This is a genomic window from Olivibacter sp. CPCC 100613, from assembly GCF_036959255.1.
Classification (GTDB): domain Bacteria; phylum Bacteroidota; class Bacteroidia; order Sphingobacteriales; family Sphingobacteriaceae; genus Olivibacter.
Map to the genome: position 1 here is coordinate 98,992 of NZ_JAWMTI010000005.1, position 12,099 is coordinate 111,090.

The 12,099-nt window shown below is 41.3% G+C and carries 10 protein-coding genes; 6 read left to right on the top strand and 4 right to left on the bottom strand.

Annotated features, from left to right (window positions below):
* Positions 1-74: 74 nt before the first annotated feature.
* On the top strand, positions 75-641 hold the full coding sequence (locus tag RYH73_RS16765; protein WP_335314603.1) for a MarC family protein: 567 nt from the start codon (positions 75-77) through the stop codon (positions 639-641).
* 126 nt (positions 642-767) lie between these two features.
* A complete protein-coding gene (locus tag RYH73_RS16770) occupies positions 768-2,021 on the top strand; it encodes a cation:proton antiporter (RefSeq protein ID WP_335314604.1) in 1,254 nt (417 codons plus the stop codon).
* 5 nt (positions 2,022-2,026) lie between these two features.
* On the opposite strand, the gene RYH73_RS16775 is transcribed toward RYH73_RS16770, so the two are convergent.
* The 4 genes from RYH73_RS16775 to RYH73_RS16790 all read right to left on the bottom strand — a co-directional run bounded on the left by RYH73_RS16775 (position 2,027) and on the right by RYH73_RS16790 (position 7,479).
* Positions 2,027-3,199, bottom strand: coding sequence for an RsmB/NOP family class I SAM-dependent RNA methyltransferase (locus tag RYH73_RS16775; protein WP_335314605.1), 1,173 nt, complete (start codon positions 3,197-3,199; stop codon positions 2,027-2,029).
* A gap of 11 nt (positions 3,200-3,210) precedes the next feature.
* Entirely contained in the window at positions 3,211-4,461 is a 1,251-nt protein-coding gene (locus RYH73_RS16780; protein ID WP_335314606.1) for an ABC transporter substrate-binding protein, read from the bottom strand.
* Positions 4,418-5,968 carry a glutamine-hydrolyzing GMP synthase gene (gene guaA, locus RYH73_RS16785; protein ID WP_335314607.1) on the bottom strand — a complete coding sequence of 517 codons (1,551 nt, stop codon included), beginning with the start codon at positions 5,966-5,968 and terminating at the stop codon, positions 4,418-4,420. Before guaA ends, RYH73_RS16780 begins: the two co-directional genes overlap by 44 nt.
* A gap of 557 nt (positions 5,969-6,525) precedes the next feature.
* The gene (locus RYH73_RS16790; protein WP_335314885.1) at positions 6,526-7,479 is read right to left on the bottom strand and encodes an acetyl-CoA carboxylase carboxyltransferase subunit alpha; all 954 of its coding nucleotides are present in this window, start codon (positions 7,477-7,479) and stop codon (positions 6,526-6,528) included.
* Positions 7,480-7,788: 309 nt separating this feature from the next.
* Here RYH73_RS16790 and RYH73_RS16795 point away from each other — a divergent pair, with 309 nt between their 5' ends.
* From RYH73_RS16795 to ypfJ, 4 genes are all read left to right on the top strand, one after another.
* Entirely contained in the window at positions 7,789-10,053 is a 2,265-nt protein-coding gene (locus RYH73_RS16795; protein ID WP_335314608.1) for an aconitate hydratase, read from the top strand.
* A gap of 296 nt (positions 10,054-10,349) precedes the next feature.
* Positions 10,350-10,565: a hypothetical protein gene (locus RYH73_RS16800; protein WP_335314609.1), complete on the top strand. Its 216-nt coding sequence runs from the start codon at positions 10,350-10,352 to the stop codon at positions 10,563-10,565.
* Positions 10,566-10,776: 211 nt separating this feature from the next.
* Positions 10,777-11,103 carry a DUF3276 family protein gene (locus RYH73_RS16805; RefSeq protein WP_335314610.1) on the top strand — a complete coding sequence of 109 codons (327 nt, stop codon included), beginning with the start codon at positions 10,777-10,779 and terminating at the stop codon, positions 11,101-11,103.
* Positions 11,104-11,196: 93 nt separating this feature from the next.
* Entirely contained in the window at positions 11,197-12,042 is an 846-nt protein-coding gene (gene ypfJ, locus RYH73_RS16810; protein WP_335314611.1) for a KPN_02809 family neutral zinc metallopeptidase, read from the top strand.
* Positions 12,043-12,099 lie beyond the last annotated feature (57 nt).

The window sequence follows — 12,099 nt, forward strand, 5'->3', positions numbered from 1 at the left end:
GCTGCCTGAATAATGATCGTCCTCATTGGATATCAACGAAGTTTTATATAAGTTTGATTTATAAAACCAAAAGCATGTTTTTCAACATAAAGGAAATTGCTTCCGTTACTATGATTCTCTTCGCGATCATTGATATCCTAGGCTCCATTCCTATTATTATTGATTTACGTCAAAAAGCCGGAAAAATTGAATCAGGCAAAGCAAGCCTCGTTGCGATGGTACTGATGATCGCTTTTCTTTTTATAGGGGAAAGCATGTTGAAATTGATTGGTATTGATGTTGCTTCGTTCGCTATTGCCGGTTCATTGGTGATCTTTTTTATTGCTATGGAGATGGTTTTAGGTATGACTTTCTTCAAAGATGATAGTTTTGAAACAGCCTCCATTGTACCGTTGGCTTTTCCGCTGATTGCCGGTGCCGGAACGATGACAACTATTTTATCTCTCAAATCGGAATATGCAACACAGAATATTATTGTTGGTATACTCATCAATATTGGCATTATTTATATCGTGTTAAAAAACACCTATCGTTTGGAAAAACTCTTGGGTCGTACAGGTTTGGCGGTATTGAGAAAAGCGTTCGGTGTCATTTTACTAGCCATTGCTATTAAGCTTTTCAGAAGTAACACGGGTTTGTAAATTCAAAAGTAAGAAGTAAAAAGCCTGCCACGACCCTCACTATTAACTATCCCCTACTCACTACTTACTACTTCAACTTGCCAAACAAAATAAAAATTCTTATTTTACGGCAAACCCAAACATTATATGGAATTATACTACTCATTTTCAATACTTATTGTTCTTTCAGCCGTTTTCTCTTATATTAATGAGCGGTTTTTAAAATTACCGTCTACTATTGGCGTCATGGTGATTGCCCTTTTGGTCTCACTGGGCCTTATACTTACTGATAAAATTTTTCCACATACTTTCCAGGAATTCTCCACCTTCATTTCTTCTGTTGATTTTACAGAAGTATTAATGGGGGCCATGCTAAATTTCCTGCTATTTGCGGGCGCCATCCATATCCGACTAAGCGACTTGAAAGAGCAAAAGGCGCCTGTTATGATTTTCTCTACGGTGAGCGTTATCATCTCCACCTTTGCTGTCGGTTTCATGCTTTTTTATATCTTGCAATGGTTGCATATGGGAATACCCCTCATTCAATGCCTTCTTTTCGGGGCGCTTATCTCCCCCACTGACCCGATAGCGGTATTGGGTATCTTGAAACAAGCAGGTGTTCCAAAATCATTGGAAACAAAAGTGGCCGGCGAATCCCTTTTCAATGATGGGATAGCTGTTGTGGTTTTCATTATTATGTTACAGCTTGCTCAAGGTGAAGATGTAGATTTATCGTTCGGTAGCATCTCCTGGTTGCTTGCGAAAGAAGCGCTTGGCGGTGTTGCACTGGGATTACTATTAGGTTACATCGCCTCTAGAACAATAGGAAAAATCGACAATTATAAAGTGGAAGTTCTGATTACCCTTGCGGTGGTAATGGGTGGCCACCTTGTGGCAAGCGCAATACATATGTCCGGCCCCTTAGCCATGGTAGCTTCCGGATTAGTGGTTGGAAACTACGGCCGCAGTTTTGCGCTCAGTGAAGTATCCAAAGATTATTTAGATAAATTTTGGGAATTGATTGATGAGATCATGAATGCGATCTTATTCTTGATCATTGGTTTTGAACTTATTCTTATTACCAACATTGGCGATTATTGGTTAATTGGCATCATTAGTATTCTGATGGTATTACTTGCCCGCTTTGTCTCCATATGGCTCCCGGTGAATATTATACCGATGAAGACAAAATTCAATAAAGCGACAATTACCATTCTAGTCTGGGGAGGTCTACGCGGCGGTGTATCCGTTGCACTTGCCCTTTCCATAGATAACGACTTAAATAAGGATTTGTTGCTGTCCATCACCTATTATGTTGTTCTTTTCTCCATCTTAGTGCAAGGTTTGACCATAGGAAAACTGACAAATAAAGCTCGACAAATAGCCAGCGAAGATATTTAATAAAATTATATTGGATTTTTAATCAGCCGGGCAACGAACATCGTGTCGGCCCGGTTCTCATAGCCTTTCAACAGTGTCATTTTTTCCACTTGTAAACCTAGCGATTCGGTAAAAGCTACCTGTTCTTCATTTTCTTCTTTGTATACCGAGCAGGTAATATATATCAATGGCTTATTGACCTTCAAATGATGTACGGTATTTCGCAAAATTGTCCGTTGTAGCTGGCTAAAACTTTGCAATTTTCTGTCATCAAATTGCTGCATCATCTCCGGCGTTCGACCCCAAGTTCCAGATCCTGAACAAGGTGCATCCAGTATAATACCATCAAAAGTTTCATCACCAAGTATCACTGTAGGATCTTTTGTCAAGTCGATAATCTTTCTTCTATAATGTCTAATAGAAGCTTGTTCAAAGCGTTCATCCAAATTCCTTAATATGCTTGATCGCACATCACTGACTAATAAGTTTACATCAGGGTATGTTTGCATCAAAAGAAGTGATTTCCCTCCTGAAGCAGCACATGCATCCCACCATTTTTCATTCGGTTTCGCTTCAAAAAAAACACCCGTTTGCTGTGAAGATCGGTCCTGTACTTCATACGTTCCGCGAAGCTCTCTATATTGGTCGATCTTTGTACCATTTTCCAAAGCCAGGCTTCTTTGATCTATTCTTTCATAACTGATTTGATTACGCTCCAAGCATGCTAAAAATAACTGTTCCGCTCCCGGGTGGATCCGTACAAAAAGTTTGGGCTGCCTGAACATGCTCTTTAAGAAAGGCAGTTGATCTAAGTCCGCTGATACATGTGCGATCAACGGAAAAACATCATGAATCTTAAAAGAAAAACGATCCGCTATTAAACGCAACTTTTCATCGACCCTGGCTGTTATCGTATGATTTAAAACCGGATTGAGAAGCGCTACGACATCGCTCTCGGCCGCACATAGATATTCGGCAATCACTAGGCGCTCCAATACAGATAAATCGGGCAAAGCCTTCCCTAATCGAAAATAATTGTAAATCCACCGCGATAATGTTCGTCTATCGGTTGAACCCATCTGCCGATTTTCCTTAAAAAAAAGGGTAAGAAACCTGGAAAGCGGTTCCTTACCCTCGTCATATGCGTTTAAAAGACGTTCGAAACTTCTTAATTGTTGCGAAACACGTTTTTCATTCATCAAATCGTTCCCTAAAGCGGTCGATAAAATTGACCATTAAATCGCAATAAACGGACACTGTTATTGATATAACCCATGGTAGGATCGAGTACAAACTCGAAACCAATGGAAGTGCCCATATGCTTTTCTTTTATGAGTTTTTCTGCATAATCCTTCGGATATTTAGCCAACAATCGCCCGAAAAACACCCCGGTATCATATCCTTTAAATGCAAATTCTGAAGGAATCACCTTAAACAAAGCTGAATAATTTTGCCTAAACTTCTGCACTTCCGGTTTTTTTTCATCAATAAAATAGGAAGAGCTAATACATGTTTGAAGTGCGGATAAGTAATCCGGGTTTAAGTCCAATTTGCTCCAGTTGGGATGACCGACCAACGAGATATTATAAGCGCTCTCTGTTTTTAACTTATATAAACTAGCTAATAGCTGTGCAATAAAAAACTGGTTAGTAGAAGCATTTACAACCATATTTTTTCCAACGCTGTTTAAACTAGCCTCTATCTCGTTTAATTCATGCAATTCGCTGTATTTAACCGCTTGTTTATCCAATGCTGCGCGGAGCGGGACAAGTAATTTTTCGCTGTCTTCATCAATATTATTCAATAGGACCACATGATCTCCGATTTCATATTCCGATGCGATATATTTTGCTAACACTTGGGCATGGACATCAATTGGAGGCGTGACCGTAACCAATTTGTTCGTCTGATATTGAGAAGGGCTCCGAGCCGCCAAAGGTGAAATCTGCAATTTACCACTAAGATTTGCTGCATCGCTAAAAGCGTTGATTTCTGTTGGAAAAACCGGACCTACGATTAATGCAGCCTCTTCTGTACTTTTCCCCACGGCCAATTTTTTCACTTCTGCTACATTATCGCGTGTGTCCAATACTTCAAGCTTGAAGTTATCACCACTTGCTGTAAGATTATCCAATCCAAGTTTGAAGCCTTGGTAAAAATCCAACGCCAAACTCGATCGTTCCACATCCCGTTTGTTAGGCAATGAATCGATTACTTTATCCAATTGAAAGGGCAAAAGCAACGCAATATTATTGAAATGCGCCCGTTTCTCAACAACTTTCGTTTCTCCTTCCTTATTTTCCTTTTCCGGCTTTTCCTTAGTAGGTTCCTTCGTATCTTTACGACCCGCACCAGGCCTCAGCACCTTGGGAGTACATGCTCCCAACATACTTAAAAGTAGTACAAAAGCTACTATTTTACTCCCACTCAATGGTAGCCGGTGGTTTTGAACTAATATCATAAACAACTCGGTTTATCCCTTTTACGTGATTAATAATTTCATTTGATATCTTCGCTAGAAGATCGTACGGAAGGTGAATCCAATCCGCCGTCATCCCATCCAAGGAACCGACAGCTCTTAACGCTATAACATATTCATAGGTCCGTTCATCCCCCATAACACCAACAGATTGAACGGGTAAAAAGATAGCTCCTGCCTGCCATACCTTGTTATACCAACCCGACTCGCGCAAGTTTCTGATATAAATTGCATCCGCTTGCTGTAAGATGTTCACTTTTTCGGCCGTGATGTCACCTAATATACGGATTCCGAGGCCCGGCCCCGGAAAAGGATGACGCCCTAAAATTAATGGATCAATTCCCAAGGCAGCTCCTACCCTACGCACTTCGTCCTTAAAGAGCGTATTTAAAGGTTCCACTACTTTTAGTTTCATAAAATCGGGCAGGCCGCCAACATTATGATGCGATTTGATCGTAGCAGAAGGCCCCTTTACCGAAACGGATTCAATCACATCCGGATAAATCGTTCCCTGCCCTAACCACTTCACTTCAACTCCTTCCGGCAGTTCTTGCTGCACCTCATGAGCGGCCTGATCAAATACATCTATAAAAGCACCACCGATAATTTTCCGCTTACGCTCCGGATCGGTCACGCCTTTCAGCTTATCATAAAAAAGTGATTTGGCATCGATACCTTTTATATTTAACCCCATATGTTTATACGAATCGAGCACCTGCTCAAATTCATCTTTTCGGAGTAGACCGTTATCAACAAATATACAGTGTAAGTTCTTTCCGATCGCTTGATGTAAAAGCACGGCAGCTACCGAAGAATCCACTCCTCCCGATAGGGCTAAGATAACGTGGTCATTTTGTAGTTTTTCTTTTAGTTCTGCAATCGTTGTTTCAATAAATGTATCGGGTGTCCAGTCCTGACTGCAGCCACAAATATTCAACACAAAGTTTTCCAACAGCTTCTTCCCGTCTAAACTATGCGTAACCTCTGGGTGAAATTGGATACCGTAGGTACTGGAATCCTTAATATGATAAGCAGCTACCTGCACTTTGTCCGTACTGGCAATGATTTCGAAGCCTTCCGGTACATACTTAATCGTATCCCCATGTGACATCCATACTTGCGAATCTAATGGAATGTCTTTGAGCAGCGCACTCTCTTGATTCACGAACAACAAATTTGCCCGACCATATTCCCTAATTTCAGAAGGTGCGACTTCACCTCCTGCGTGCTGCGCAATATATTGAGCACCATAACAAACGCCTAATAAAGGAATTTTTCCATGAAATTGTTTGAAGTCGATTTGTGGAGCGTCGTCCTGACGAACAGACGAGGGACTACCTGAAAAAATAATACCTTTTACATGCTCGTCAAATGATGGTAAATGGTTGAAAGGATGTATTTCACAATATACATTTAGCTCTCTGACCCGGCGAGCGATCAACTGTGTGTACTGCGAACCAAAGTCAAGAATAATAATTTTTTCTTGCATGGGCCAAAGTTAGGTATTTTGTTTACTTTTTTATGGCAAAAAAAACAAAAAGCTTGCTGTAGTCTTAGGACTCGCCTTTAACCTTTGGATGAGGGTGTATATATTATAAGAACATTTTTCTTTAGTCACTTTTTCCCGCAAAAAGTGACGCAAAAACTCGTCGCTTGGAACTTTGCTACAACGGTAGTGCATCAACGTGCAAACCGCAAATTTCCTAGGCGACATCTTCAGAAACCAACAGTTGATGCTTTTAACCGGACGTATTATTTCTTTAGCCCTAATAAGCCTTGCGCGCGGAAAAACGGCCTTGGAGGACACTGCCTTGATTTATTCACGCTTGTTTATTTTTAAAGGTGTTCATGAACTCATCACTACATTCTTCGGTTTGTTCAACTTTTTATCAAGAACCTTCCCGTAGGGAAAGCTTGAATGCCTTTGAAACTAACTAATGATGAAAAAAGCTGATTAAGAAAAACGTTTTTTTAAAGCGAAACCGACCAACGGGGAGCTCACCGAAGGTAATCCCTGGCTGTTGTTTAGCTGGTAAAAAGGCAAAATTACTCTACGACCACCCCCATCGAACAGAACTTCTCAATGCGATCATTCACCAGCGTATCAATTTGTTTAGTACCTAATTCAACAATATCTTTTACCAGTTGCTCTTTTATTGTTTCCGCCATCTGATGCGGGTCTTGATGTGCTCCTCCCAAAGGCTCTGGCAATATACCGTCTATAAGACCATTGCTGTACATGTTCTCTGCGGTAAGTTTTAAGCACTCGGCCGCCTTTTCCTTGTAATCCCAACTCCGCCACAAGATTGAAGAACAGGACTCAGGTGAAATGACCGAATACCAAGAATGCTCTAACATATAAACCTTGTCGCCGATACCGATACCGATTGCGCCGCCGGAAGCCCCTTCCCCTATGATGATACAAATGACAGGAACTTTCAGAACCGACATTTCCAATAGATTTCGTGCGATGGCCTCTGCCTGTCCACGCTCTTCAGCCTCAATCCCTGGATAAGCCCCCATGGTGTCTACAAACGTAATCACCGGTTTGCCAAACTTTTCAGCCATTCGCATTAACCGCAAAGCTTTTCGATACCCCTCCGGATTCGCCATGCCGAAGTTACGGAACTGACGTTCTTTTGTATTTTTACCTTTCTGATGACCGATAACCATGACCGAATGACCGCCCAGCTTTGCTAATCCGCCGACAATTGCTTTGTCATCGTTCACATTTCGATCGCCGTGTAATTCCACAAAATCTTCACAGATCATGTGTATATAGTCCAACGTTTGAGGACGATCCGCATGACGCGCCATCTGTACCTTTTGCCAGCCACTCAAGTTACTGTAGATCTCTTTACGGGTTTCCGCTAATTTCCCTTGCAACTCGGTAATTGTGGCAGACATATCCACTTTCGTCTTTTCGGCCACTTGGTTTACCTTCTCAATTTGCATTAACAAATCGGCAATCGGCTTTTCAAAATCAAATGTTGTTTCCATTAAAGAAAATTTGGGGTTGCTAAGGTACGGATATTTTTTTACTAGCCTAAAAATTCTTTCCGACGATGCGCCATAGACCACAGACTTCGGGCAGGATACGCCGCCATTTATCGTGTATACCTTTTTGCCCTATACCATTCACCTACAACTGTTTAGAATATTTCCAAATAAGGCCTTAAGCCTTTAAAAATGCGATTTTCATCTCTTTTTTTGTAAATTCGTCTCGCTTTAATGCTGATAATGAGTGCAGCAGGTTTGTTGCTCCACAACAGCCTTTAGAGCATTGTAAATCCAAAAAATATTTATAAAATGGCGTTTGATATAGAAATGATCAAAGCGGTTTACGGACGCTACCAAAGTCGGATAACGGCTGCCCGTAATGTTGTCGGTAAACCACTTACTTTAACGGAGAAAATTTTATATGCTCACCTTTGGGATGGCGAAGCAAAGGAGGCCTACGGCCGTGGGAAGTCTTATGTAGATTTTGCTCCGGATCGGGTAGCGATGCAAGATGCAACAGCACAGATGGCTCTTCTTCAATTTATGCAAGCTGGCCGGCCGCAGGTAGCTGTCCCTTCTACTGTACATTGCGATCATTTAATCCAGGCTAAAGTAGGTGCAGCGACTGATTTAGCCGTAGCAACCGATCAAAACAAAGAAGTTTATGATTTCTTAGCATCGGTATCAAACAAATATGGTATTGGCTTTTGGAAGCCCGGGGCAGGCATCATTCATCAAGTTGTATTGGAAAACTATGCTTTTCCAGGTGGCATGATGATCGGCACGGATTCACATACACCGAATGCGGGTGGTTTGGGCATGATTGCTATCGGTGTTGGCGGTGCCGATGCTTGTGATGTTATGGCAGGACTACCCTGGGAACTTAAATTCCCTAAACTCATCGGTGTAAAATTAACTGGTAAATTAAGTGGTTGGACCGCGGCGAAAGATGTGATCTTAAAAGTTGCAGGTATTCTAACTGTTAAGGGCGGAACCGGTGCAATCGTTGAGTATTTCGGAGAAGGTGCCCGTTCGCTATCGGCAACAGGTAAAGGAACCATTTGTAATATGGGTGCAGAAATCGGTGCTACAACCTCGATTTTTGGCTATGATGAAAAATCAGAAGCCTATTTACGCGGTACGGATCGCGCTGATATAGCCGATTTAGCAAATGACATTAAAGAACACCTGACCGGGGATGCTGAAGTATACGAAAACCCGGAACAATACTTCGATCAGGTAATCGAAATCAATCTTTCCGAATTGGAACCACATATTAACGGACCCTTTACGCCGGATTTAGCTTGGCCAATTTCAAAATTTGCTGCTGCCGTTAAAGAAAATGGTTGGCCCGAAAAATTGGAAGTAGGCTTGATTGGTTCTTGCACAAACTCCTCTTACGAAGATATCAGCCGCGCCGCGTCGCTCGCGGAGCAGGCTGTAGCAAAAAATTTAGTCGCCAAGTCTGAATATACCGTTACCCCCGGCTCAGAGCAAGTTCGTTATACCGTTGAACGCGATGGTTTCTTAGAGACCTTCGACAAAATCGGTGGCGTTGTTTTAGCCAATGCTTGTGGACCCTGTATTGGTCAATGGGCTCGCCACGGTGCCGAAAAGAAGGAAAAGAATTCAATCATTACTTCCTTTAACCGAAATTTTGCAAAGCGTGCCGATGGTAATCCAAATACGCACTCTTTTGTTGCCTCTCCGGAAATTGTGACCGCTTTAGCGATATCGGGGTCGCTCTTATTTAATCCGTTGACCGATACGCTTACGAATGAAAAAGGCGAACAAGTTAAATTAGATGAACCAAAAGGACTTGAACTACCTGTTAAGGGCTTTGCTGTTGAAGACGCTGGATACCAAGCACCGGCAGAAGACGGCAGTCAAGTTCAGGTAATTGTAAATCCTACATCAGATCGTCTACAGCTGCTTGAACCGTTTAAAGCTTGGGAGGGTACAGATCTTACCGGTTTAAAACTGCTAATCAAAGCAAAAGGCAAATGTACTACTGACCATATTTCCATGGCAGGCCCTTGGTTGAAGTATCGTGGACATTTGGATAATATTTCGAACAATATGTTGATAGGTGCTATCAACTATTTTAATGATTCTGCTGATAATGTTAAAAATCAATTAACAGGATCATATGGTCCGGTACCTGCTACGCAACGCGCTTATAAAGCCGCTGGAATAAATACCATTGTCGTAGGGGACGAAAACTATGGAGAGGGCTCTTCAAGAGAACACGCCGCCATGGAACCACGCCATTTAGGTGTCCGTGTTATATTGGTTAAATCTTTTGCCCGTATCCACGAAACGAATCTTAAAAAGCAAGGGATGTTAGCTTTAACATTCAATAATCCTGCTGATTATGATTTAATCAAGGAAGACGACATCATTGACATCGTTGGTCTAACTGACTTCGCCCCCGAAAAGCAATTAACGGTTATATTGCATCACACAGATGGAACCGAAGATCGCATTCAGGTAAATCACACGTATAATGCCCAGCAGATAGAGTGGTTCAAAGCCGGTGGTGCTTTGAATATTATCCGTAAGAATCAAGCTTAACAGGCTTAAAAATAAAATGGCGCTCTCAAAAGAGTGCCGTTTTATTTTTGCTGTAAGCAATAAGCTTTAAGCTCGCACAAGCCGCTGTTTAGTTATTAGTTGTTAGTTGTTAGTTGCCGGTTGTGAGTCGCTGGTTTTGAGTCCACGGGGCGCACGCCTCATTATCACATTGGCTAATCATCACATTGGCTAATTGACTCCCCCTTAACGACGCATCTTTTAACCAAAACTTCATATAAAATTAATCCTCAACTCATAAGCAATTCCAAACTTTGGTAAAAACAACATTTGCGACCATGGAAAGCTTCAAAATTGAAATCACTGACAATCAATATTTGATACGTTTACAGCGATCGGAATTTGATCTAAACTCGCTATATACTTTATTAAAAAGTTTAGGTGCGGAAATACCTTTTAGAAATTATCGCGTAGATTTAGATGATGACATGATTAAAAGTCATCGAATTGATGAAGACTTTGGTGATCGTTTTGACTATTTATTAGATAAATAGTCGTTTAAACGCATACATTTTTTCATTTTTTTATCAACCTTAAGAAAAAGAAAAAAAAAGCGGAAACGAGTAACCCAGGTCGCTTTTTTTTCGGAAAAGAAGTTTTTAATAGCCTATTTTTTTCAGCCATTGTTAAATTCAATTTGCATTATTAGAAAATATTGATTTATATTTATACCGAATCGGAGAACTTAAACTTAAAGATTTGACAATGGGAGATTTTGACAACAAAGAACGGGAAGAAGTTTTTTCAAAAAAGGTAAGAGCAGGAAAGCGTACCTATTTTTTTGACGTGAAAGCCACGAGATCGAATGATTACTATGTAACCATTACAGAGAGTAAGAAGAGATTGGAAGACGGCGTGTTTGTAAAACATAAGATTTTCTTGTATAAAGAAGACTTTGAAAAGTTTGCCGAAGGACTTAATGAAACAGTAGAATATATTAAGGCCCATCAAGAAGTAGTTGAGAAGCGTTACGAGTTCAGCGAAAATGGAATAGCCGCTGATGCAAAAAAAGATGACGATTTTTCGTTCTAAAAGACTGCTTAATTGATTTCAATCAATTAAGAGCCTCAACCATTTGAGGCTTTTTTTGTTTACCAAGCATAACCATTTAACGAAATATACATTATGCGCTGGAAAGGCAGAAGAGAAAGTGACAACTTCGAAGATCGAAGAGGAATGTCCGGAAGAGGTTTAGCTGTTGGGGGTGGAATTGGTGCCATCGTCATTGCGTTAATCGTTAGCTTTTTAGGAGGCGACCCTGGGCAGGTCCTGCAGCAATTGCAAACTGCTGCCCCCCAGCAGGAACAAGCCGTCGAGATTAGCGCGGAGGAAAAAGAATTAACCTCCTTTGTCAGAACTGTTTTAGCCAGTACAGAAGATGTTTGGGCTCATCTTTTTCAGCAAGAAGAAGCTACTTATCAAAAACCGACCTTGGTAGTGTACCGCGACCAAACTTCTACGGAGTGCGGTGCCGGGTTAACTGCTATGGGACCTTTTTATTGTCCGGCTGACCAAAAACTCTTTATCGATCTGAGCTTTAATGACGAACTAAAAAACAGATTCGGTGCTCCCGGAGAGTTTGCTATGGTCTATGTTATTGCGCATGAGGTTGGCCATCATATACAACATTTGAATGGTACAATGGATAAAGTACAACAGATGCGTGGGCGCCTAAGCGAAAAAGAATACAATAAGCTATCCGTTAAACTGGAGTTACAGGCTGACTTTCTTGCGGGGGTATGGGCCCATCACGCCAATCAATTAGAGCAATTACTGGAAGAAGGCGATATTGAAGCCGGTCTGCAAGCGGCTAACGCAATAGGCGACGACAAACTTCAAATGCAGACACAGGGACAGATTGTACCCGATGCCTTTACGCATGGAACTTCCGCACAAAGAGTTTATTGGTTTAAAAAAGGTTATGAAAGCGGCGACATAAATCAAGGTGACACGTTTAATAACGATCGATAAACGTTCGGATTCTATTTTGGTGCTATTAATTCCCTATATTTGCGTTAGAAAGTCAGT